Below are 22,203 nucleotides of genomic sequence, written 5' to 3'. Positions count from 1 at the left end.
ATGAAAAAACTCTTCCGTGCTGCCGCTGTCGCAGCCGTCACCGCCCTGGCTTTGACAGCCTGCGGCGGCGGAGGGTCCAGTGACCCTTCCAACGTCAGCCCCACCGGGGAAATCAAAGCCCGTGAAATCTCGTGGCTCCTTTCGCGGCCGGCCGACGGGGCCGTCATCAACATCATGAAGAAGCTGGCGGACGAGTACGCCAAAGACCACCCGGGCTTCGAACTGAAGCTCATCACCACTCCCGACCGGCCCTCTTACATCCAAAAGCTCGAGACGCTGGCCGCGGCCAACAAACTCCCCGAGCTCTTCGACACCGACGCCACGCCCTTCGCCCAACAACTGGCCAAACAAGGCAAAATGGTCGACGCCGAAAAGCTGCTGAAGTCCCTGGACGTCTACGACGACTACCGGCCCAGCGCGCTGGATTACCAACGGTTCGACGACGGGTCCCTGAACATGATCCCGTTCCAGTTCGAGCTGGAGTTCGTCTGGTACAACAAAGCCCTGCTGCAGAAGGCCGGGGTCGCCGTCCCGAAGTCCCTCGATGACATCCCCGCCATGTGCACCGCCCTGCGCGATGCCGGCATCACCCCCATCGCCATCGACGGCCAGGACCAGTGGCCGCTCGAGCGGTACGTCGCCTACCAGCCGTTCCGTGAAGCCGGGCCGGACTTCATCCAGAAGCTCAAGAAGGGCGAAGCGAAGTTCTCTGACCCCGCAGGCCAGAAGACCGTCGAATGGCTGGCGGCGCTCGGCAAGGCCAAGTGCTTCCAGGATGGCTTCTCATCGCAGGGCTACTCCGACGCCCAGAACCAGTTCACCTCCGGCCAGGCAGCGATGTACAACATCGGCACCTGGGAGCTGCCCAGCCTGGCAACGGACAAGCTGAATCCTGAAGTGCGCGAGGACATCGATTTCTTTACCTTGCCAACCACTGCAGGATCCGTCACGGCGGCGAACGAGTTCGTGTCGCCGTCGGGCATTGGAATGGCCGTCAACTCCAAGACCTACGACCCGCTGGTCAGCGACTTCCTGAAGTTCGCGCTGACGAAGTACCCGGCCGAGTACGCGGCCACCGGCGCGCTCTCGCCGACCACCAATGTGGAGACCGCCCTGCCGGCCAACGCCACACCCTTGTACAAGAAGGCCCTGGAGAAGGCCAACGACCTCGGGGGCAAGCAGGCCATGCCGTGGGACACCCAGCTTGACCCGACAACCAACGGCCGGCTGCAGCAGGAGCTAGTGCTCCTCGTCCAGGGCAATATCACGCCCGAACAGTTCACCAGCACGATGGACAGCACCATCGCGCAGAACGCCCCGAAGTTCTTCAAGTAATCACAGCGGTGGGGGCTGCGGCTGCGGCCCCCACCCGAAAGGCCTAGCCATGCTTCCCAACAGGTCACGACTTTCTGTCCTGGTGTTCCTGCTCCCACCCTTGCTCCTTTACTGCGTCGCCGTGCTGTTCCCCATCGTGCAGTCGCTGTTCCTCAGCTTCTTCTCCTGGAACGGCATCAGCGACATGGAGTTCGTAGGGCTCGCCAACTACGTGCGGATGCTCACCGCAGACGACATCTTCTGGCGCTCCTTCTTCAACGCCCTCGGATATCTCGCCATCTGCCTGGTGCTGCAGCTCGGCGGCGCCCTGCTCGTGGCCAGCCTCCTCACCTCAATGCGACGCGGCCGCGAGCTCATCAAGACCCTCTACCTGCTGCCGGCGGTGATCTCCACCGTGGCCATCGCGTTCCTCTTCGTGCGCATCTACTCGATCGAACCGGTTGGCCTGCTCAACCAGCTCCTGCACTGGATCGGCCTCGGCGCCCTTGAACGGCCGTGGCTCTCGGACATCAACACCGTGCTCACCGCAGTATCGGCTCCGGAAGGGTGGCGGTTCACCGGCCTGTACATGCTCATCATCTACGCGGCGCTGCTGTCCGTCCCGCAGGAACTTGAGGAGGCGGCCCGCCTCGACGGCGCCTCACGGTGGCAACTGTTCACCAAGATCCGCTTCCCGCACATCATGCCCGTCTGGATCACCACCACGATCATGGCAACCACCTACGGCCTGCGCGGATTCGACATCCCCTACCTCATGACCAACGGCGGCCCCGGACAGTCCTCGGAGCTGCTGACCACCTACATGTACAAGACGGCCTTCTCGAGCACCGACTTCGGATACGCCAGCACCATCGCCGTATTCATCGTCGTCGAGTGCCTGGTGGCCGTAGGGCTCATCCTCTTCCTGCTCAAACGAAAGGCGGACGCATGACCGCGCCGGCAGCTCCGATCACCAGGCCTGTGGCAGTCCCATCAGACAGCCTGCCGCCGCTCCGCCGACGCAAGCCGCCCACCCTTCACAGCACCCTGTCAAGAGTGCTCATCGCCCTCATCGTCATCGTGCAGGTCTACCCTCTCGCCTGGCTTTTCATCACCAGCCTCCGCACCGAACACGACTTCGCGACCGGCGACCCCTTCGCACTGCCAAAGTCCCTGACGTGGGAGAACTACGCCCGCGCCTTCGAGACGGGCAACCTCTGGTTGAACATCCTGAACAGTTTCATCGTCACCATGGGAGCCAATGTCCTGATTGTGCTGCTGGGAATGATGGCAGCCTATGCGCTGCAGGTCCTCGGGTTCCGGTTCAGCAAGTTCGTCCGCAGCCTTTTCCTGGTCGGCATCATCGTGCCCGTCCAGATCGCTCTCGTGCCGCTCTTCATCGACTACTCAACCATCAACCTGCTCGACACCTACCCGTCGATGATCATTCCCCTGGCCGGCTTCGCCCTTCCGATGTCGATCTACCTTTTCTCGTCGTTCTTTGAATACATCCCCCGGGAAACGTACGAGGCCGCGTCCCTTGACGGAGCAGGTCCATACCGGATCTTCGGACTCATCACGCTGCCCCTTTCGGTAAATACCGTCGTGACGGTCGTCCTGGTCAACAGCATCTTCATCTGGAACGATTTCATCTTCGCCAACACCTTCGTCCTTTCCGAAGAACTGAAGACCATTCCACTGGGCCTGCAGAACTACATCGGCGCCATGGGAAAAACGGACTGGACGGCCACGTTTGCCGCCGTCTGCATCACCATCACGCCCCTGCTGCTGGTCTTCCTCGTGCTGAACAAAGCCATGATCCAAGGCCTGGAGAGCGGTGGGAGCAAGGGATGACAGCAGGAACAGCCGGATATACTCCTCAAGGAGGGCTCATGAATTCGCAGGAGAATAGTTCGGTCACACCCCTGGGTGCGGCTGCACCCCTCGAACGCCCCGGGCGCCCTCAACCCGTCACGCTCCGGCAGGTAGCCGAGGCCGCGGGCGTTTCGACTGCCACCGTCTCCCTGGTAGTGAACAAGAAAAAGACTGCCCGGATATCCGACGAAACCCGCCAGCGCGTGCGCGACGCCATCCGGGACCTGGGCTATCGGCCGAATGCCATGGCGCAAACCCTGGTCAGCGGGAGTTCGCGGTTCATCGGGCTCGTAGCCGATGCCATTGCCACCACCCCTTTTGCCGGCCAGATCATCCACGGCGCCCAGGATGAAGCCTGGAAGCACGGCTACGCACTTCTCATCGCCAACACCGAAGGCAACCGCGAGCTGGAGACGGACGCGATTGCCATGATGCTCGAATACAAGGTGCGCGGAATCCTCTACTCCACCTGGTTCCACCGGCCCACGGACATCCCGGCCTCCCTTAAGGAGTCGGACTTCGTCCTCGTCAACTGCTTTTCCACGGAACCAGGCTCCCGGGCCGTGGTCCCGGATGAAATACAGGGCGGCCGTTCAGCCACGGAGATCCTGCTGAAACACGGTCACCGCCGGATCGCCTTCATCAACGCCACCATCCCGGCCCCGGCTAAGGACGGACGACTCCAGGGGTACAGGGAAGCGCTGGAAGCGGAAGGCATCCCGTTCGACGCGGGCCTGGTCTTGGAAGCCTACCCAGACCAGGAAGGCGGGTACGGAGCGACCGAGGAACTCCTCAAGCGCGAAGCCACTGCCGTGTACTGCTACAACGACCGAATGGCGATGGGGCTATACGACGGACTACGCGAGCACGGGCTCTCCATCCCCGAAGACATGGCAGTGGTGGGATTCGATAACCAGGAAGTCATCGCCGCCCACGTCCGGCCCCCGCTTTCCACCGTAGCTCTCCCCCACTACGAGCTGGGCGCAGCCGGAGTGCGGATGCTCCTGGGCCTTGAAGAAGCACCGGCCGCTGACCCCACAAAAATCTACTGTCCCACCGTGGAACGAAACTCGGTGCGGGCTCTGGCCCCCGCATAGCCGCACCCAGGAATTGGCCAGTGCCGCCGTCCAACAAGCCGTGCGTTCGCCCGGACAGCCAGGTCGAGCCTGTCGGATTCCGGTGGTGGTTTCCGACAGGCTCGATCACCGCTACTCATCAGCGGTGCAGGCGGTTGAGTACTACCGTCCGATTACGGCGGAGACCTTAAGAAGATCTCCGAGCGTGCTCATCACCCTGTCCGTGACCTCGCCGACCCCGCCGATGCCGTCAACCTGGGTCAGGATGCCGCGTTCGGCATACTTGGCCACAACGGCCTCGGTCTGCTCGTGGTACAGGTCAAGGCGGTGGCGGATCACGGCTTCGTTGTCGTCGCTCCGGCCGGTTTCCTTGGCACGGCCCAACAGGCGCGAGACGAGTTCCTCGTCGTCGGCCGTGAGCTGCAGGACGACGTCGAGCTTTTCTTCGCTGTTCGCGAGGATCCCGTCAAGGTAGTCCACCTGCGCCGTGGTGCGCGGGTAGCCGTCCAGGAGGAAGCCGTTTTCGACGTCGGACTCGCTGAGCCGGTCGCGGACCATCTTGTTGGTGACGCTGTCCGGAACAAAGTCCCCGGCGTCCATGTACTTCTTGGCCTCGATGCCAAGAGGAGTTTCGCCCTTCACGTTGGCGCGGAAGATGTCGCCGGTGGAGACCGCGGCGACGCCGAGGCGCTCCGAAATCCGTTCGGCCTGCGTCCCTTTTCCGGAACCGGGAGGTCCGATAATCAGCATTCTCGTCATGTAAAAGCCCCTTCGTGGTACAAGTTTGTTGAACGCTAGCTGTGCTATCTGCCCGGGCTAGAAGAAGCCGAGCTTGTTCTCTGAGTGGCTGACCAGGAGGTTCTTAGTCTGCTGGTAGTGGTCCAGCATCATGGAGTGGTTTTCACGGCCGATGCCTGAGGACTTGTAGCCGCCGAACGCTGCCCCGGCAGGGTAGGCGTGGTAGTTGTTCACCCACACCCGGCCGGCCTGGATCTCACGGCCGGCACGGTAGGCCACGTTCCCGTTGCGGGACCAGACGCCGGCGCCAAGGCCGTACAGGGTGTCGTTGGCCATGCTGACTGCGTCCTTGTAGTCGCCGAAGCGTGCAACGGAGACCACCGGGCCGAATATCTCCTCCTGGAAAATCCGCATGCTGTTCTGACCCTCAAAAATGGTCGGCTGGACGTAATAGCCGCCGGCCAGGTCCCCATCGAGCTCCGTCCGTGCACCGCCGGACAGGATTGTGGCGCCCTCTTCGAGTCCGATGTCGATGTAGGAGAGGATCTTCTCCATCTGGCCCACGGATGCCTGGGCGCCGATCTGGGTGTTGGTGTCCAGCGGGTTGCCCTGGATGATCTGTTCTGTCCTTGCCACGGCATCAGCCATGAAGGAATCGTAGATACCGTCCTGGACGAGGGCACGGGAGGGGCTGCTGCAGACCTCGCCCTGGTTGAAGGCGTAAAGGGTGAAGCCCTCCAGCGCCTTATCGTAGAACGCGTCGTTGGATTCGGCAACATCGTTGAAGAAGATGTTCGGGCTCTTGCCGCCGAGTTCCAGGGTGACCGGGATCAGGTTCTGGCTGGCGTACTGGCTGATCAAGCGCCCGGTGGAGGTCTCGCCGGTGAACGCGATCTTACGGATCCGCGGGCTGGAGGCCAGCGGCTTACCCACTTCCGCCCCGAAGCCGTTGACGATATTCAGCAGGCCCGCAGGCAGCAGGTCCGCAATGAGTTCCGCCAGGACCAGGATGGAGGCCGGGGTGTTGGAAGCGGGCTTGAGCACCACCGCGTTGCCGGCCGCCAGGGCAGGAGCCATCTTCCAGACGGCCATCAGGATGGGGAAATTCCACGGGATAATCTGGCCCACGACGCCGAGGGGTTCGTGGAAGTGGTAGGCCGTGGTGTCGTCGTCGAGCTGGGACAGCCGGCCTTCCTGGGCGCGGATGGCCGAGGCAAAGTAGCGGAAGTGGTCCGCAGCGAGCGGAATGTCCGCATTCAACGTTTCGCGGATGGGCTTGCCGTTGTCCCACGATTCGGCGACGGCGAGCATCTCAAGGTTCGCGTCGATCCGGTCGGCGATCTTGTTCAGCACGGCGGCGCGCTCTGTGGCCGAAGCCTTGCCCCACGCCGGTGCGGCCTTGTGCGCGGCATCGAGTGCGAGCTCAACGTCCGCGGCGGCGCCGCGTGCCACCTCGGTGAATTGCTTTCCGTTCACCGGGGAAACGTTCTCGATGTATTGGCCGGTCGTTGGAGCCACCCATTCTCCGCCGATCCAGTTCTCATAGCGGTCCTTGAACTGGACCTTGGATCCTGATTGGCCGGGCTGTACATAAACAGTCATGGTCACTCCTCTGGAAAACAGACGTCTTCGTCCTGGCCCCCATGCTAGAACTTCAAAGGTTGCGACCAGGCTGCGAAGGGTGCCGCCAGCTACCGACCTCGGACTGGACGCGTCGTCCCCGTCACTTGACTCGGCGGCCGCGACAACCTTGGCCCGTTCCCTACGGAGTTGGCCCGTTCCCTACGGAAAGGTGGTTAGTCGTTGCCCAGGTTTTCCCTGAGCAGGGCGCGGTGTTCGATGGCGGCTTGCCTGTGGAGCGCGCGGCCGGCGTCGGTGAGTTCCAGGAACAGCGAGCGCCGGTCATCTTCGCAGGACTGGCGGGAAATCAGTCCGGCTTTGTCGAGCCGGTCCACCACCTTGGACATGGCGCTCTGGGTCATGGGCGTGCGCTCACCGAGTTGCTTCATGCGGCATGCCGCGTCGGTGCTTTCGGCCACGAGGTCCAGGATTTCAAACTCCGTCAGGCCGATGCTGAACTTCGACTCCAGCGCACGCTCCAGCGCCCCCGCCGTGTGGAAGTACGTGGTCTGGATGCTGCGCCATTGCTCAACCAACTGGCGGTCCTGCGGTTTTGCCATGCAGCGATTCTAGTTCATGACGAATTAAAAGTCCACGTCATAATATTCCTTGTCATTCAATGACGTGTCATATAAGTTGTTGCCATGACTTCAACTTCCACCCTTGAAAGATCAGCCGGAGGCCGGCTTACAGCTGTGCGCTGGACCCATGCACAATGGATGCTCCTCCTGGTCCTGTGCACCGTCCTGGCACTCGACGCACTGGACGTATCAATGGTCGGTGTGGCCCTGCCCTCGATCGGCACCGAACTTAATCTCGGCACCGAATCCCTGCAGTGGATCGTCTCCGCCTACGTGCTCGGCTACGGAAGCCTGCTCCTGCTGGGCGGTCGCATGGCGGACCTGCTCGGCCGGCGGCGCATCTTCCTGATTGCGCTCAGCGTTTTCGCCGCAGCATCCCTGCTCGGCGGGCTGGTGGATGACCCGGCCCTGCTGATCGCCACCCGTTTCGTCAAGGGCCTGGCGGCCGCATTCACGGCTCCCGCCGCCTTCTCGATCATCACCACCAACTTCGCTGAAGGGCGCGAACGCAACCGCGCCTTGTCCATCTTCACCACGTTCGGCGCCAGCGGATTCTCCCTCGGCCTGGTTGTAGGTGGCCTCATGACCTCCCTGAGCTGGCGCTGGACCTTCCTGGTCTCCGTTCCGGTGGCAGTCGCCGTTGTGATCCTTGGCCTGAGGTACATCCCCCGGGACGGAGCCGCAGGCAAGGCCGCAGACGGGGAGCAAGAGAGCGGGCATGACGTCTGGGGCGCCATCACGCTCGCGGGCGGCATGCTGGGGTTGGTGTACACGCTGGTAGCGGCGCCGGGGAACGGCTGGGGATCTGTGGCAACTATCGCCGGATTCGTGGCCTCCACCGCGGTGCTGGCAGCGTTCGCCGTGATCGAAAACCGCGTCAAACACCCCCTGATCCGGTTCAGCATCCTCAAGGAAGGCTGGGTTGCCCGGGCCAACCTCAGTGCCGTGGGGCTGTTCGGTTCCTACCTGAGTTTCCAGTTCATCCTGACGCTCTACCTGCAGTCCGTGCTGGGATGGAGCCCCCTTGGCATGGCCCTGGCGCTGCTCCCGACCGGCCTGCTGGTTGCCTCGAGCGCACCCTTCGCGGACCGGCTGATCGAGAGATTCGGCGCCCCGCGACTGATCCTGACCGGGCTGGCGGCGTTGACGCTCGGATACGTGCTGTTCCTTCGCGTGGGCACCTCGCCCAATTACGTGACTGACATTCTGCCGTCCGTCCTGTTGCTGGGGGTCGGTTTCGCCCTGGCGTTCCCGTCCATCAACGTCCAGGCCACGGCTGGCATCCGTGATGCCGAGCAAGGCCTGGCCGCAGGCCTGATCCAGACCAGCACCCAAGTCGGTGCCGCCCTGGTGCTGGCCGTCACCACGGCAATGGTGAGCGGTCACGGCAATGCGCCCGACCCCGGTGCCGCCGTCGATGCGGCCGCGATGCTGGAACAGTACCGGCCGGGCCTGATCCTGAGCGCCGCGGTGGCCGTGGCTGCCCTCCTCGTTGCCGCTACGCCCAGGCTCTCGCTAGGCAAAACGCGGCGGCCGGTAGTTGACGCCGACGAGCGTCTCTTGGACACACCATGAGCCCTGAGGATGTGGCGGAGAACCTCTCGTTTCCCTAGTGCTGGATGAGCCAGGATATGGACTGCGCCACGGAAAACACTGGGTGAACGTCTGGCTAACCAGGCCAAAAAGCCGCCCCTTGACCCTTTGAGCGTGCGGATACTGGAAGGCATGACTAACTTTACTCGTCGTCAAGTACTGCGCTCAGCAGGCGTCGCTGCCGTGGCTGGGGCCATTGTCTCCGGCACCGCAGCAAGTGGCTTTTCCGCCCCCCAGGGTGGCGTCTTCTCCCACGGGGTCGCCTCGGGAGACCCGATGGCAGACAGCGTGCTGCTTTGGACCCGCGTGACGCCAGCGCCCGCAGCGCTGCCAGGCACCGGGCTGGGCCCGGAGGTGTCCGTCGGGTGGGAAATCGCTGCGGACGCTGGCTTCAAGAAGATCGTGGCCAGGGGCACTGCCGCCACCGGCGCGGCCCGGGACCATACGGTCAAGATCATCGCGGGCCGGCTGGCCCCCGCCACCAACTACTGGTATCGCTTCACGCTGGGACAGGCCGTATCGCCGGCGGGCCGTACCCGCACCGCCCCCGCGGCGGGTGCGGCCGTGGACCGGCTGAAGTTCGGCGTCGTGTCGTGCGCCAACTGGCAGGCGGGCTACTTTTCGTCCTACCGCCATCTCGCCGCGCGCGGCGACCTCGACGCCGTGCTTCACCTCGGCGACTACCTCTACGAATACGGGCCCGGCGAATACCAGGCGCGCGACGTCGTCGTCCGCCCCCACGAACCAGCTCACGAAATGACACAGCTCGCGCACTACCGGCGCCGTCACGCCCAGTACAAAACCGACCCTGACCTGCAAGCCCTGCACGCCGCCGCCCCGTTCATCGTGACCTGGGATGACCATGAATCGGCCAACGACGCCTGGAAGGGCGGCGCCGAAAACCACACCGAGGGCGCCGAAGGCGCGTGGAGCGAGCGCGTCGCCGCCGCGCAGAAGGCTTACGCCGAATGGATGCCCGTGCGCTATGAGCCGGGCGGCCAACTGTACCGACGCCTGGACTTCGGCTCCCTCGCCAGCCTGTCCATGCTGGACCTGCGCTCCTACCGTGACCAGCAGGCCGCCAACGGTGCGGATCCCTCCGTCAGCAGCCCCGCCCGCACTATCACCGGCGCCGCACAGATGGACTGGCTGCTGGGCAACCTCAAGTCAACGGGCCCGCAATGGAAGCTTGTGGGCAATCCCGTCATGATTGCGCCCGTCCGCGTTCCCTCGACCCTGAACACCGCAGAGCTGGCCGGTGTGCAAAAGCTGATGGGCGGGACGAGCATCAGCGGCGTGCCTTATAACGTGGACCAATGGGACGGCTACGAGGCGGACCGCAACCGCGTGGTCCGCCACCTGCGGGATAACGCCGTCAAGGACACCGTGTTCCTCACCGGCGACATCCACTCCGGCTGGGCCTGCGACATCCCCGCGGATCCGGCCAGCTACCCGGCCACCGGTGATTCCGTGGCCGCGGAGCTCGTCTGCACTTCCGTCACGAGCGATAACCTCGACGACATCCTGAACGTTCCGCCCCGGACCGGATCCGTCGGCGTCGAGAACGCCATCAAGGCGGCCAACCCGCACGTGAAGTACCTGGACTTCGACTCACACGGCTACTCCGTCCTGGACGTGACAGCCGCCGGCGTTCGGATGGACTGGTACGTCCTCGCCGAACGCACCTCCGCCAGCTCAGGAGCCACACTGTCCACATCATTCAACGTCCAGGCCAACTCCGGCAAAGTTACCCCGACGCCGGGAGGACTCCAGTGAGCCGTTCACCGCAGCAGGGCATGCTCGCCAGCAGCAGACTTTCGACGCCGGGACGCCGGCAGTTCCTGCAAATCGCCGCCGCCGGCGGGGCCGCCGTCGTCCTTTCAGCGGCACCCGGCACCGCCTGGGCCGCCCCCGCCGCTGGACGGACGCGAAGCTACGTGCTGGTGGTGGACGGCTGCCGGCCGGACGAAATCACGCCCGCGCTGACGCCGAGGCTGGCTGCACTGCGCGATGCCGGCACCAATTTCCCGGCGGCACGCTCCCTGCCGGTGATGGAGACCATCCCCAACCACGTCATGATGATGACGGGTGTCCGCCCGGACCGCTCGGGCGTGCCGGCCAACTCCATCTTCGACCGGACCGACGGCGTTGTCCGCGACCTCGACCGGTCCACGGACCTGCACTTCCCGACCCTCCTGGAGCGGCTGCAGGAGCTCGGCCTCGCCACCGGCTCCGTGCTGAGCAAGAAGTACCTTTACGGCATCTTCGGTGCCCGCGCCAGCTACCGGTGGGAACCCCAGCCGGTGCTTCCCGTAACCGGCCACGCGCCCGACGCCGCCACCATGGACGCCCTGCTGGCGATGGTGAACGGGCCGGACCCGGACTTTGTGTTCACCAACCTGGGCGACATCGACCGCGTAGGCCACTCAGACCTTTCCGGAACCACGCTGCGGGCCGCGCGCGAGGCCGCCCTGGCCGAAACAGACCTGCAGGTGGGGCGCTTCATCGACCACCTCAAGAACGCCGGCAAATGGGACTCCAGCGTGGTGATGGTCCTCGCCGACCATTCCATGGACTGGTCCATCGCCAGCAACCTCATCTCGATCAACCTCATCCTCCAGTCCCGTCCGGAGCTGCAGTCGAACATCACGATTGCCCAGAACGGCGGCGCGGACCTGCTCTACTGGACCGGCCCCGAACCGGACCGCGCGGCCGGACTGGCCGCCGTCGAACAGCTGGTCCGGGCGCATGAGGGCGTGCTCTCGGTCAACAGGCCGGCGGACCTGCGGCTAGGCCACGAGGCCGGAGACCTGGTGGCCTACTGCCGGGCGGGCTGGCGCTTCTCCGACCCGTACGTCGCGTCCAACCCGATCCCTGGCAACCACGGTCACCCCGCCACGGAGCCCATTCCCTTCTTCGTATCAGGCGGCAGCCCGCTGGTGGTGAAGGGATCGGTATCCTCCGAGGCTGCCCGGACTCTCGACGTCGCGCCCACCATCGGCGGAATCTACGGACTCAAGGCCCCGGCGGGTGGCTACGACGGCACGGGCCGGGTCTCTGCCCTGACGAAACCGCGCAACTGAGGACGCAGTGTTAGGCTCTGCTGCCTGGCTGGTGGTTCCCATGCGCGGTCTCGCCCGTCGTGCCCCCATTCTTGACCGCGTAACGGTCAGGCATGTGAAGAACCTCAACATCGACAGCTGGAACGGCCTCGACCGGGCCTCCCAGGTGATTCACCTCAAGCGATACACCAATGCTGCTGGTGAATAGATCACCATCGGCAACGAGATCCCCGACGGCCTTGGCCTCGCACTGGAGAACAACTCCGTCGGAGGCGAAGTGATCGAAAAAACAGTCAACAACTGGGCCGACCACCAACTTGGACTGCTCGGCTTCGACGGCGGGAACTGGGACAGCTGGAACGCCTGGAAATAGCCGGAGCATCAACGATGTGGGCAGCAGCGGATGACCAGCTGCTGCCTGCATCGGCCCGTACGCGGCGCGCGGCGAGGCTGCCGTCATAACCAGCCACCGCCGTCGGACCTTGAATTGGTTGGAAGCCCCCACGCGAGTTGAACTCAAGCGCGGGGGCTTCCAGGGCTTCGGTGGGGGGACCGAAACCGAGATCAATCTACCGAGTCTGCACGGGCGCAACGGTCGAAAACGGCCTGCCCGCACAAATCTTGTGTGAACCTTGAGCCAGCCGCATGCCCCTAATCCGCTGGCCGCAATGAGGTGATCATCCTCTTGATGTCCTGGTACTCCGGGGTCTCCGCGTACTTCTTGGCCTGCTCCAGATACGGCAGCGACTCGGCCCCCGGCGTCACGTTGTTCTCCGCGTTGTAATACGCGCCGAACATGGCAGCGGTGGGCGGCCAGGTGAAGAAATGGAAGATGGCGCACGCCGAATCACCGGTGGGCGCCGGGACCGAGGTGATGCCGTAGGCCGCGGCCGGGATGTGGGCCGGCCCCGGCATGGCGTCATTCCCGCGGGTCTCGAAAACGAACCGAGGTGCCACGCCGCCCTGCGCCAGCAGCGGCAACTCCTCAGATTCCAGCACCGAGTACGGGTAGCGCTCCAGGCATGTTGAGCCGGTGGCAAAGTTGGTCTGAAGCGAAGCCAGCGGCTTGCCGGCCTGGTTGGTCACCTCGGCGAAGGCACCGCCGCCTTCGGGCAGTTCGCCGGCCGGGTCCCGGATGCTCCACGCGGCCGGGTGTTCGAACGACAGTTGGCCGTCCGCCGTGGTGTAGACGGTCCAGGCGGCCGACGCCGGCGCGGTGCCGGTGGCACTCGGCGAGACTGTCGCCGTCGGCATGGCAGTTGTGGTTCCGGTGGCCGTCGCTGCGGTGACGGTGGGGCTGGGACTCGACGTCGTCGTCGGTCCCGCCTGGGGGCCGCAGCCCGTGAAGAGCAAAGCCATCAGAATGGCTGTAGAAAAAACCGCGCCTGACACGGCCGGACTGCGCATCACACCCTCCTTTGGGTCCGAGTTTGGTCCTTAAATTGTGGGGCTGGCGGGCGCGCCAGGATCCGGCGGCGGCCCGATTGGCGCCGAACCGTTGCGGGGATAACAAACGGATCCCGCAAACGCCCGGGTCAGGAAGCAAACGCGCGGCTCAGGAATAGAGCGCCGCGAGCAGCTCGACGACGCCCTGCGTCCCCGCAGGCGGGTCGGACTTGGACCAGGCGACATAAACGGGAACCGGGGCGGCATCACGCACGTGCCGGTATACAACACCCTTGCGCCGGTACTGGTGCGCCGTTGATTCCGCAGTGATGCCCCGCGCCTTGCCGCTGCCGATCACCGTCAGCCAATCGTCGACGTCGTCCGTGGCGATAGTGCGCTGCGGCTGCTGGCCTTCCGGCCACAGGTCCAGGCGCGTACTTCCGGTGCGCCGGTCCAGGGCCATCGGTTTGCCCGCGGCTTCTGCAAGGGTGATGCTTCGCTTGCCGGCAAGGGCGTCATCCGCTGCCATGGCGCAGAAGCGGCTCTCCAGTCCGATGAGGACAAGGCTGAGCGCCGCCGTGTCGGGGACCCGTCGCAGGATGGCGAAGTCGCTGGTTCCTTCCGCCAGTCCCGCCGTCGGGGTGTTGGTCCGGATGAAGTTCAGCTCCGTGTTGGGAAACGCGTCAGCCCACCTGCGCTGGAATTCCGTGGTGTGCCGGCCCAGCGCGGACCAGGCGTAGCCGATCCGGACTGTGCCGCCGCCGTCGGCCGCCTCCTGCTGGATGGCCTCCAGAATCGAGAGAACGCGGCGGGCGTGACGGACCGTCCGGTCGCCGGCGGCCGTGAACTCAATGCTCCTGGTGGTGCGGTGCATCAGGCGCACCCCCAAGGCGCGCTCCAGCGCGGCAATGTTGCGCGACACCGCCGCCTGCGACATCCCCAGCTCGATGGCGGCGTCCGTAAACGTGCCTGCTTCGGCCACCCCAACCAGGCAACGCAGGTGCCGCAGCTCCATCTCCATGACGTCATTCTATTCATACGCTGTACGCATAAGAGAGCCCGTCTATGCATTTTGGAGGAACTTGCTGCGGCCCCACACTCCAGGGATGGACAACACACTAACTGCCGGCCGCGGCCGGGCCGGCGCCATCCTCGTGGCGAGCGCACTCTCCAACCAGCTGGGTGCTGCCAGCGGTTCACTGGCCTTCCCCGCAATAGGCCCGGTGGGCGTGGTCGCAGCGCGGCAGCTTATTGCCGCGGCGGTGCTGCTGCCACTTGTCCGGCCACGCATCTTCTCCTTCACCCGCCACCAGTGGTGGCCCGTTCTTCTGCTGGCGCTGGTGTTCGGGACGATGAACCTCTCCCTGTACGCGGCCGTGGAGCGCATCGGGCTGGGCCTCGCGGTCACCCTCGAATTCCTGGGCCCCCTGGCCCTCGCCCTGATCGGTTCACGGACCAAGGTGAGCGCCGCCTGCGCCCTCCTGGCCGCGGCCGGGGTTGTGGCCATCACGCAGCCGGAGGCGTCCACGGACTACGTGGGCATCGGCCTGGGACTGGTCGCCGCGTGCAGCTGGGCCGCCTACATTCTCCTGAACAGGACCGTGGGCAAGCGGATCCCGGGCATCCAGGGGACCGCTGCCGCAACCGGGGTGTCGGCAGCACTCTTCCTCCCCGTGGGGCTGGTGACGTTCCTCAACCACCAGCCGGACGCCTTCACCATCCTCTGCGCAGCAGGCGCCGGGGTACTGGCGTCCGTGGTCCCGTACGTCGCGGACGTGGTCACCCTGCGCCGCATCCCCACCAGCCTGTTCGGGGTCCTGATGAGCATCAACCCCGTCTTTGCGGCTTTGGTGGGGGCGCTGGCGCTCGGTGAAGCCCTGGGCATTGTGCAGTGGGCCGGTATTTTCCTGATCGCGGCGGCGAACGCGGCCCTGACCGCCGGGGCCGGGCGGCGCCCGCCAGTACCGCTGATGCCGACGGTCAGGAGAAGTTCTTCAGGGCTGCCGTCAGCAGGTTTCCCGCCGCTCCCAGGCGGTGATGCACGCCGTCGGACGCCACCAACTCCCCGTTGATGACCACGGACGTGACGTCGGAGGCGGTGGCGCTCAACGGGAGCTGCTGCGGTTTCGATCCCGCGGTCCGTGCCGAGCCGGCGGCCACAGCCACCAGATCGCAGACAGTACCAACGCGCAAGGCCTCCGGTGCCACCGGCGTGGCCATGGAGCGGGCTGCCCCCTCCGTGGCGGCGTGGAGCAGCTCCTCCGGAGAGAACCGGCCGCGCTCCCCGGAGCCCAGGCGCTCCCCGTATTCCAGGGCCCGCATCTCGATCCAGGGGTCGATCACGGCATGCTGGTCAGTCCCCAGCGCGATGGAGGCGCCGGCGTCGGACAGCGCCCGGGCGGGCCCGATGCCGTCGGCCAGGTCCGCCTCGGTGGTGGGACAGATGACCGCTGTTGCCCCGGCGTTTCCGAGCAAGGCGATGTCTTCAGCCGTCAGGTGCGTGCAGTGGACTGCAGACAGGCGCGGGCTCAGCAGGCCGTGCCGGGCCAGGAGTCCTGTGGGCGTCAGCCCGTGCGCTGCCACGCACGCCGCGTTCTCGGCGGGCTGCTCGCTCAGGTGGATGTGCAGCGGCAGGTCGTGCGGCAGCTGTTCGGCCACCACGGCCAGGTCCGCCTCCGGTACCCCGCGGACGGAATGGAGCGCCGCCCCAACACTGACCATGCCCTGCGGGAAGGTCCCTGAGATGTGGGTCCGAAGGGAAGCCAGCCGGTCAAGCCAGGCGTGCACGTCCCGGTCCCCGAACCGTGCCTGTTCAGGGCTCAGCGGCATGCCAATGCCGCCGGCCAGGTACAGCGTGTCCAGGAGCGTCAGCCGGATGCCGGCGGAAGCAGCAGCCCTCGCCAAGGCAAGCTCCATGGCATGCGGTTCCGCGTACGGTTTCCCGCCGGGCTGGTGGTGAACGTAATGGAACTCGGCCACGCTGCTGAAGCCGGCCACCACCATTTCGACAAAAACCGCCGTCGCGAGCTGCTCGTAGGCTTCGGGCGTCAGCTCCGCTGCACTCCGGTACATGTGCTCCCGCCAGACCCAGAAATCGCCGCGATTGTGGTGCGTGCGGCCGCGCAGGATCCGGTGGAACGCGTGCGAATGGGCGTTGGCCGCGGCGGGGAAAACAACGCCGGGCAGGAGATGCGCGCCGGGCGAGGCGTCTACGGACGGGGAGATGCGGGTGATCCGGCCGTCCTCAGCCTCGATCTCCACCCGTTCGGCAACTGAGGGACCGGCACCGACGTCGACCATTGCCTGCTCGCACCAGTACCGCATCACAGCAGGCCCGCCAGGACGTCCGCGAGGGCCGCAGCGCCCGCGCCGGCGTCCTCGTCCGTGACGTGCTCTTCCGGGGAGTGCGAAATTCCGCTGGGGTTCCGGACGAACAGCATGGCGGACGGCACAAACCCGGCCAACACACCGGCATCATGACCTGCCCCGGTGGCCAGCAGCGGCGCGTCCGGCAGCATCCCGCTGATGCTTCGGGTCAGGCCCGGATCAAAATGCACCGTCCCGCTGTAGGACTCCTCGGTCAGAGTCACGGTGCAGCCTTCCTCCGCTGACACCCGCTGGGCCCTCCCATGGATGGCTTCGATCAGCCGGGCGGTGACGGCGTCGTCCGGGTGGCGAGCATCCAGCCACATGTCCACCCTGGAGGCGATGACGTTGGTGCCGCCCGGCACCGGGATCAGGCGCCCCACCGTGGCGCGCGCATCGGGTTGGCGGGCGGCGGCCTGCCGGATGGCCACGATGATCTGGGCGGCCGCCACCATCGGATCCGCCCGGTCCGCCATCAGGGTGGTCCCGGCGTGGTTGCCCTGGCCGCTGATGCTGAGCTTCCAGCGCCCGTGGCCCAGGATGGAACTGCCGACGGCGATGGCCGGGCCGCCCGCGCCGAGGCCCTTGCCCTGCTCCACGTGCAGTTCAACGAAGTCACCGATCCGTGCCAGCGCCTGCGGATCCGGCCCGATGTGGCGCGGGTCCAGGCCATTGGCGCGGGCGACGTCGGCGAAGGTGTTGCCGTCGCCGTCGCGCAGGTTCCGCGCTTTGTCGACGTCGATGGCTCCGGTCAGGAGGCGGGATCCGAGGCAGGCAACTCCAAAGCGGGACCCCTCCTCTTCCGGGAAGGCGGTAATGGCCAGGGAGCGGTGCGGCTGGACGCCCCGGGCCTTGAGGAGATCGACGGCGGCCAGCGCGGACGCGACCCCCAGGGGACCGTCGAAGGCCCCGCCGCCGGGGACGGAGTCGAGGTGGCTGCCGGTCACCAGGGCACCATCCTGGGGCTTGCCCCACCACGCCCAGATGATGCCGTTCCGGTCGGTCTCGACGTCCAGGCCACGCCGCGTTGCCTGCTCGATGAACCAGGACCTCAGGTCGAGTTCCGCCGTCGAGTAGACGGCCCGCGAATAGCCTCCGCGGACCGCATCGCGGCCCACGTCCTTGATGGAATCGAGGAGTTGGTTGACGGTTTCCACATGAACCTCCGATTGGTACGAACTGCCACCAAGTAAAAGCCACTTTCCATTCCATGGCAAGGCTTGGGGACAACTGCCCGTGACAGTTAACGAGCCCGCAACACGTCGGAAACAGGACTGTCGCACTGGCGGCGATCAACCCGGATTTTGTGAAGAACGAGTGAAATGTAGGCGCCACCTATTGTCATCGAGTGAAAGTTGGTTTTTACTTAGTGGCAAGACATAGTGATTCACACCACTCGAAAGCGGGTCAACCAGTGGCTGCAGATTCTTCAACCCGGACGGTGGAACGGGCCCTGGCGCTGCTGAGTGCCGTCTGTACAGACGGTGCCATCAGCCTCAGCGACGCGGCCCGGCTGGTTGATCTGTCCGCCAGCACGGCCCTGCGCCTGCTCCGGACGCTGGAGGCCAGCGGGTTCGTATCACGGGATCCGGGCGGGAACTTCAGGCCCGGCGCCAGCGTCATCCAGCTGGGGGCACTGGCCCTGGGCCACGAATCCCTGGTCTCCCTCTGCACCCCGGCTATGAAGGAACTCGTCGCAAAAACCGGTGAGTCCTGCTACCTCAGCATTCCCGGCACTGGCGACACCGGAATCTACATAGCAATCGTTGAAGGAACCCACTCGATCCGGCATGCCAGCTGGGTCGGCAGAAGCATCCCGCTGGAGGGATCGGCCGCAGGCAAAGTCCTCACCGGTGGCGAGTCCGAACGCGGCTTCGCAGTCATGCGCAGCGGCGTTGAAGATGACGTGACGGCGGTTGCCGCCCCCGTCATCATGGGCGGCCGGACCGTGGCCGCCCTGAGCATCGTGGCGCCCAGTTACAGGCTGAACGAGCTGAAGGCAACGAAGATCGGCGCGGACCTGGCGAAGGTGGCCAAAACCATTCTCACCACGCCCTCCGAAAACCATGAAAAGCCCCTGGAAAGCATGGATACAAAATGATCAGGTTTGAAAGTGTTACCAAGACCTACCCGGACGGGACAGTGGCCGTGGATGGGCTGGACCTCGAAGCCCCCACCGGCAAGCTGACCATCCTTGTGGGCCCGTCAGGCTGCGGGAAGACCACCTCGCTCCGGATGATCAACCGCCTCATCGAGCCCACCGCCGGAACCATTTACCTTGATGACCAGCCCACCTCCGGAATGGACGCAGCTTTGCTCCGCCGCAGGATCGGCTACGTGATCCAGCACGCCGGGCTCTTCCCGCACCGCACCATCGTTGACAACGTGGCCACCATGCCGCTGCTCCTGGGCGAGAGCCGGCAGAAAGCCCGTATGAAGGCCCTTGAGCTCATGGAGCGCGTTGGCCTTCCGGCGAACTTCGCCAAGCGGTACCCCTGGCAGCTCTCGGGCGGCCAGCAGCAGCGTGTTGGCGTGGCCCGCGCCTTGGCATCGGACCCCGCGTTCATGCTTATGGACGAACCCTTCAGCGCCGTGGACCCCGTGGTCCGTGCGCAGCTCCAGGACGAATTCCTCCGCCTGCAGCGTGAAATCGGGAAGACCATCATCATGGTCACCCACGACATCGACGAAGCCCTCAAGCTGGGGGACCAGGTGGCGGTGATGCGCGTCGGCGGGAAGCTCGCCCAGATGGCCACGCCGTCGGAGCTGCTTACCTCCCCGGCCGACGAGTTTGTGGCCGACTTCGTGGGACGCGACCGGGGCTACCGTTCCCTCGGCTTCACCAGCGCAGCCGGAACCGTGACGGTGAGCGAAGAGGCTGTGGTTCAGCTCGGAGACTCCGCCGCGGAGGCACACGCCAAGGCCACCGGCGCGTGGGTCCTGGTGGTTGACGGCGGACGGAAGCCACTTGGCTGGGCACAGCCCGAGCTGATCGTCGGCGAGCTCAAGCGGGAGCATCTGAACCTCAGCGGCACGTCCGCAACATCGGCCGGCACCATGCGCCAGCTGCTTGACGCAGCACTGTCCTCCCCCAGCCGGCGCGGCGTCGTCGTCAATGACACCGGTGAGCTCATCGGCACGGTCACTGCGTCCGACATCGTCAAGGCCATCGAAGCCGAACCACACCTGGAGACGGCGCGATGAACATTGAATGGCTGGGCCGCCAGTTCGACAATATTGTCTTCCTGCTCGGCTGGCATGTCCTGCTTGCCGTCACCCCGTTGATCCTCGGCCTGCTGATTGCCCTGCCCCTGGGCTGGTGGGCACACCGCAGCCGCCGGATCTACCCCCTCTTGGTGGGCATCGCGGGCCTGCTGTACACCGTGCCCTCGCTGGCATTGTTCGTGCTGCTGCCGCTGGTGCTGGGCACCAAGATCCTGGACCCCCTCAACATCGTGGCCGCGCTGACCATCTACACGGTGGCGCTGCTGGTCCGAGTGGTTGCCGATGCCCTGGATTCCGTTCCTGAGGACACCGCCCAGGCGGCCAAGGCCATGGGCTACCGCGGCTACCAGAGCCTCCTCAAAGTTGAACTTCCCGTCGGCGTTCCGGTGATCTGCGCCGGTCTCCGCGTCGCAGCGGTCTCCAACGTCAGCCTGGTGTCAGTGGCCGCGCTGCTGGGTATCCCCCAGCTCGGTTCCCTCTTCACCCAAGGCTTCCAGCTGCGGTTCTTCACCCCGATCATCGCCGGCATCATCCTCTGCGTGGTCCTGGCCATGATCCTTGACGGCCTGATCATCCTCCTCAACCGGTGGCTGACACCGTGGACCCCCAAGGTGGTGGCATCATGAACTACTTGTTCGACCCCGCGCACTGGACCGGCGCTGACGGCATCCCGAACCTGATCGGCGAGCACCTCGTTTACTCGCTCATCGCCCTCGCCATCGCGGCCGTCATCGCAGTTCCGCTCGGCGTCTACATCGGTGTCACCGGCAAGGGCGTCTTCATGATCGCCGGCCTGGCCAATGCCCTCCGCGCCCTGCCCAGCGTGGGACTGCTGATCCTGCTCGTGCTGCTGATCTCGCCGGCCTTCCCGTCCAAGATGGGCTACATCCTGCCTAGCCTCATCGTCCTGGTACTGCTCGCGGTGCCGCCCATCCTGACCAACACCTATGCCGGCATCCGGGCAGTGGATGCGGCCGCCGTCGACGCTGCCAAGGGCATGGGCTTCCGCACCATGAAGATCCTCACGGATGTTCAGCTCCCCTGCTCGCTCCCGCTGGTGCTGTCCGGCGTACGCAGCGCTTTGCTGCAGATCATCTCGACGGCGACCATCGCGGCCTACATTTCGCTCGGTGGACTCGGCCGCCTGCTGATCGACGGCAAGGCCCAGAACGACTACAACCAGATGGTTGCCGGCGCCGTGCTGGTAGCCCTGATGGCCCTGGTCTTTGACCAGCTGCTCGCCTTCATCACGCGCCGGATCGTCTCACCAGGACTGACCCGGCGCACCGTCAAATCGGCCGCCGCGGCCGACACCGTGAAAATCCCCGTCACGGTCTGAATCACCGCCCCACGCATCATCCCCCCTCGCCGTCCGGCGAAAACCCCAGCCTGGCCACTGCATACCCTGCGCCAGCCTCCCCCAGAGAGCATCGACATGAAAAAGTACCTGACCGGCATCACCCTCGCGGCCGCTGCCGCCCTTGCCCTGACCGCCTGCGGCGGGGATCCCATGAGCAACTCCAACACCCAGGCAGGCTCCAGCGACAGCATCATTGTGGGCTCCGCGGACTTCCCGGAAAGCCAGCTCATCGCCAAGATCTACGCCGAGGCCCTCAAGTCGAAGGGCGTCCAGGTGACCGAAAAGCCCAGTATCGGCAGCCGCGAAGTCACCATCCCGGCCCTCAAAGACGGCTCCATCGACCTCATGCCCGAATACGGCGGAGCCCTCCTGCAGTACCTTGATTCCACGACCAAGGCAGTCTCCTCCGAAGAGGTTGCCAAGGAACTGGCCACCAAGGTCCCCTCCGGGCTGACCATGCTGACGGCGTCCGAAGCCGAGGACAAGGACGTCCTGGCGGTCAAGAAGGAAACGGCCGAAAAGCACAACCTCAAGTCCATCAGCGACCTCCAGCCCGTGGCCAAGGAGCTCGTCCTGGGCGGCCCGCCGGAGTGGAAGACCCGCCTGAACGGTGTGGCCGGCCTCAAGTCGGTCTACGACCTGGAGTTCAAGGAGTTCTCAGCGCTCGACGCCGGCGGTCCCCTGACGCTGAACGCCCTGCTTTCCGGCCAGGTACAGGTAGCCGACATCTTCAGCACCGACCCTGCTCTGGCCGCCAACAACCTGGTTGCCCTCGAAGACGACAAGAACCTCTTCCTGTCCGAGAACATCGTCCCGGTCATCAACGAGAAGAAGTCCACGGCCACCGTCAAGGAGGTCCTGGACAAGGTCTCGGCCGCGCTCACCACGGAAGACCTGATCGAGATGAACGGCCGCGTGGCGAAGTTCGAGGACATAGGCGAAATCGCCAAGGACTGGCTCAAGTCCAAGAACCTGGCCTAGGCCGCGCAGGATATTAGGAGAAGTAC

Annotated in this window: 20 protein-coding genes and 1 pseudogene; 14 read left to right on the top strand and 7 right to left on the bottom strand. The window is 65.3% G+C overall.

Annotated elements, in window-relative coordinates; translation table 11 throughout:
* The 4 genes from MUN23_RS10850 to MUN23_RS10835 are packed head-to-tail and all read left to right on the top strand — an operon-like array spanning position 1 to position 4,286.
* Positions 1–1,335: an ABC transporter substrate-binding protein gene (locus MUN23_RS10850; protein WP_248763831.1), complete on the top strand. Its 1,335-nt coding sequence runs from the start codon at positions 1–3 to the stop codon at positions 1,333–1,335.
* Positions 1,336–1,384: 49 nt separating this feature from the next.
* Complete coding sequence (locus tag MUN23_RS10845; RefSeq protein WP_056341101.1) at positions 1,385–2,266, top strand: carbohydrate ABC transporter permease; 882 nt, start codon at positions 1,385–1,387, stop codon at positions 2,264–2,266.
* Positions 2,263–3,168 carry a carbohydrate ABC transporter permease gene (locus MUN23_RS10840; protein ID WP_248763830.1) on the top strand — a complete coding sequence of 302 codons (906 nt, stop codon included), beginning with the start codon at positions 2,263–2,265 and terminating at the stop codon, positions 3,166–3,168. The genes MUN23_RS10845 and MUN23_RS10840 overlap by 4 nt, the downstream gene beginning before the upstream one ends.
* 38 nt (positions 3,169–3,206) lie before the next feature.
* Entirely contained in the window at positions 3,207–4,286 is a 1,080-nt protein-coding gene (locus tag MUN23_RS10835) for a LacI family DNA-binding transcriptional regulator (protein ID WP_248763829.1), read from the top strand.
* 141 nt (positions 4,287–4,427) lie between these two features.
* Here the strand turns inward: MUN23_RS10835 and MUN23_RS10830 are convergent, their stop codons facing one another.
* The 3 genes from MUN23_RS10830 to MUN23_RS10820 form a co-directional block, all read right to left on the bottom strand.
* The gene (locus tag MUN23_RS10830) at positions 4,428–5,015 is read right to left on the bottom strand and encodes an adenylate kinase (RefSeq protein ID WP_248764054.1); all 588 of its coding nucleotides are present in this window, start codon (positions 5,013–5,015) and stop codon (positions 4,428–4,430) included.
* Positions 5,016–5,081: 66 nt separating this feature from the next.
* Complete coding sequence (locus MUN23_RS10825; RefSeq protein ID WP_248763828.1) at positions 5,082–6,605, bottom strand: aldehyde dehydrogenase family protein; 1,524 nt, start codon at positions 6,603–6,605, stop codon at positions 5,082–5,084.
* Positions 6,606–6,799: 194 nt separating this feature from the next.
* The gene (locus MUN23_RS10820) at positions 6,800–7,183 is read right to left on the bottom strand and encodes a MarR family winged helix-turn-helix transcriptional regulator (RefSeq protein WP_248763827.1); all 384 of its coding nucleotides are present in this window, start codon (positions 7,181–7,183) and stop codon (positions 6,800–6,802) included.
* 84 nt (positions 7,184–7,267) lie between these two features.
* Between MUN23_RS10820 and MUN23_RS10815 the strand changes: the two genes are divergently transcribed.
* The 4 genes and pseudogenes from MUN23_RS10815 (at position 7,268) to MUN23_RS23645 (ending at position 12,232) form a co-directional block, all read left to right on the top strand.
* Positions 7,268–8,779 (top strand): MFS transporter, encoded by a 1,512-nt coding sequence (locus tag MUN23_RS10815; protein ID WP_248763826.1) that lies wholly within the window; start codon positions 7,268–7,270, stop codon positions 8,777–8,779.
* Between the two features lie 150 nt (positions 8,780–8,929).
* Positions 8,930–10,573, top strand: coding sequence for an alkaline phosphatase (locus MUN23_RS10810; RefSeq protein ID WP_248763825.1), 1,644 nt, complete (start codon positions 8,930–8,932; stop codon positions 10,571–10,573).
* Positions 10,574–10,593: 20 nt separating this feature from the next.
* A complete protein-coding gene (locus MUN23_RS10805; RefSeq protein ID WP_248764053.1) occupies positions 10,594–11,880 on the top strand; it encodes an alkaline phosphatase family protein in 1,287 nt (428 codons plus the stop codon).
* A gap of 40 nt (positions 11,881–11,920) precedes the next feature.
* Positions 11,921–12,232 (top strand): annotated as a pseudogene (locus tag MUN23_RS23645) (family 49 glycosyl hydrolase).
* Positions 12,233–12,510: 278 nt separating this feature from the next.
* On the opposite strand, the gene MUN23_RS10790 reads toward MUN23_RS23645, so the two are convergent.
* Together MUN23_RS10790 and MUN23_RS10785 are read right to left on the bottom strand one after the other, a co-directional pair.
* Positions 12,511–13,218, bottom strand: coding sequence for a hypothetical protein (locus tag MUN23_RS10790; protein WP_248763822.1), 708 nt, complete (start codon positions 13,216–13,218; stop codon positions 12,511–12,513).
* Between the two features lie 196 nt (positions 13,219–13,414).
* Positions 13,415–14,266: a LysR family transcriptional regulator gene (locus tag MUN23_RS10785; RefSeq protein ID WP_248763821.1), complete on the bottom strand. Its 852-nt coding sequence runs from the start codon at positions 14,264–14,266 to the stop codon at positions 13,415–13,417.
* 85 nt (positions 14,267–14,351) lie between these two features.
* Between MUN23_RS10785 and MUN23_RS10780 the strand changes: the two genes are divergently transcribed.
* Complete coding sequence (locus tag MUN23_RS10780; protein WP_248763820.1) at positions 14,352–15,317, top strand: DMT family transporter; 966 nt, start codon at positions 14,352–14,354, stop codon at positions 15,315–15,317.
* Here the strand turns inward: MUN23_RS10780 and MUN23_RS10775 are convergent.
* Positions 15,226–16,572, bottom strand: coding sequence for a formimidoylglutamate deiminase (locus tag MUN23_RS10775; protein ID WP_371876016.1), 1,347 nt, complete (start codon positions 16,570–16,572; stop codon positions 15,226–15,228). The two genes, MUN23_RS10780 and MUN23_RS10775, sit on opposite strands and share 92 nt — an antisense overlap.
* Positions 16,569–17,768, bottom strand: a complete 1,200-nt coding sequence (locus MUN23_RS10770) for an allantoate amidohydrolase (protein ID WP_248763819.1) — start codon at positions 17,766–17,768, stop codon at positions 16,569–16,571. The genes MUN23_RS10775 and MUN23_RS10770 overlap by 4 nt, the downstream gene beginning before the upstream one ends.
* A gap of 257 nt (positions 17,769–18,025) precedes the next feature.
* Here MUN23_RS10770 and MUN23_RS10765 point away from each other — a divergent pair, with 257 nt between their 5' ends.
* The 5 genes from MUN23_RS10765 to MUN23_RS10745 all read left to right on the top strand — a co-directional run bounded on the left by MUN23_RS10765 (position 18,026) and on the right by MUN23_RS10745 (position 22,177).
* On the top strand, positions 18,026–18,712 hold the full coding sequence (locus MUN23_RS10765) for an IclR family transcriptional regulator (protein ID WP_371876015.1): 687 nt from the start codon (positions 18,026–18,028) through the stop codon (positions 18,710–18,712).
* Positions 18,709–19,815 (top strand): ABC transporter ATP-binding protein, encoded by a 1,107-nt coding sequence (locus MUN23_RS10760; RefSeq protein WP_248763817.1) that lies wholly within the window; start codon positions 18,709–18,711, stop codon positions 19,813–19,815. The genes MUN23_RS10765 and MUN23_RS10760 overlap by 4 nt, the downstream gene beginning before the upstream one ends.
* Positions 19,812–20,462: an ABC transporter permease gene (locus tag MUN23_RS10755; RefSeq protein WP_058930984.1), complete on the top strand. Its 651-nt coding sequence runs from the start codon at positions 19,812–19,814 to the stop codon at positions 20,460–20,462. The genes MUN23_RS10760 and MUN23_RS10755 overlap by 4 nt, the downstream gene beginning before the upstream one ends.
* Complete coding sequence (locus MUN23_RS10750) at positions 20,459–21,175, top strand: ABC transporter permease (protein ID WP_248763816.1); 717 nt, start codon at positions 20,459–20,461, stop codon at positions 21,173–21,175. Before MUN23_RS10755 ends, MUN23_RS10750 begins: the two co-directional genes overlap by 4 nt.
* Before the next feature lie 96 nt (positions 21,176–21,271).
* Positions 21,272–22,177, top strand: coding sequence for an ABC transporter substrate-binding protein (locus MUN23_RS10745; protein WP_248763815.1), 906 nt, complete (start codon positions 21,272–21,274; stop codon positions 22,175–22,177).
* Positions 22,178–22,203: the final 26 nt, after the last annotated feature.

The sequence above is a fragment of the Pseudarthrobacter sp. SSS035 genome, from assembly GCF_023273875.1.
Taxonomy (GTDB): domain Bacteria; phylum Actinomycetota; class Actinomycetes; order Actinomycetales; family Micrococcaceae; genus Arthrobacter.
This window is presented reverse-complemented; position numbering and strand designations above follow the sequence as displayed.

Coding starts and splice junctions, on each gene's coding strand:
- MUN23_RS10850 (WP_248763831.1), top strand. CDS start 1: ATGAAAAAACTCTTCCGTGCTGCCGCTGTCGCAGCCGTCACCGCCCTG.
- MUN23_RS10845 (WP_056341101.1), top strand. CDS start 1,385: ATGCTTCCCAACAGGTCACGACTTTCTGTCCTGGTGTTCCTGCTCCCA.
- MUN23_RS10840 (WP_248763830.1), top strand. CDS start 2,263: ATGACCGCGCCGGCAGCTCCGATCACCAGGCCTGTGGCAGTCCCATCA.
- MUN23_RS10835 (WP_248763829.1), top strand. CDS start 3,207: ATGAATTCGCAGGAGAATAGTTCGGTCACACCCCTGGGTGCGGCTGCA.
- MUN23_RS10830 (WP_248764054.1), bottom strand. CDS start 5,015: ATGCTGATTATCGGACCTCCCGGTTCCGGAAAAGGGACGCAGGCCGAA.
- MUN23_RS10825 (WP_248763828.1), bottom strand. CDS start 6,605: ATGACTGTTTATGTACAGCCCGGCCAATCAGGATCCAAGGTCCAGTTC.
- MUN23_RS10820 (WP_248763827.1), bottom strand. CDS start 7,183: ATGGCAAAACCGCAGGACCGCCAGTTGGTTGAGCAATGGCGCAGCATC.
- MUN23_RS10815 (WP_248763826.1), top strand. CDS start 7,268: ATGACTTCAACTTCCACCCTTGAAAGATCAGCCGGAGGCCGGCTTACA.
- MUN23_RS10810 (WP_248763825.1), top strand. CDS start 8,930: ATGACTAACTTTACTCGTCGTCAAGTACTGCGCTCAGCAGGCGTCGCT.
- MUN23_RS10805 (WP_248764053.1), top strand. CDS start 10,594: ATGCTCGCCAGCAGCAGACTTTCGACGCCGGGACGCCGGCAGTTCCTG.
- MUN23_RS10790 (WP_248763822.1), bottom strand. CDS start 13,218: ATGGCTTTGCTCTTCACGGGCTGCGGCCCCCAGGCGGGACCGACGACG.
- MUN23_RS10785 (WP_248763821.1), bottom strand. CDS start 14,266: ATGGAGATGGAGCTGCGGCACCTGCGTTGCCTGGTTGGGGTGGCCGAA.
- MUN23_RS10780 (WP_248763820.1), top strand. CDS start 14,352: ATGGACAACACACTAACTGCCGGCCGCGGCCGGGCCGGCGCCATCCTC.
- MUN23_RS10760 (WP_248763817.1), top strand. CDS start 18,709: ATGATCAGGTTTGAAAGTGTTACCAAGACCTACCCGGACGGGACAGTG.
- MUN23_RS10755 (WP_058930984.1), top strand. CDS start 19,812: ATGAACATTGAATGGCTGGGCCGCCAGTTCGACAATATTGTCTTCCTG.
- MUN23_RS10750 (WP_248763816.1), top strand. CDS start 20,459: ATGAACTACTTGTTCGACCCCGCGCACTGGACCGGCGCTGACGGCATC.
- MUN23_RS10745 (WP_248763815.1), top strand. CDS start 21,272: ATGAAAAAGTACCTGACCGGCATCACCCTCGCGGCCGCTGCCGCCCTT.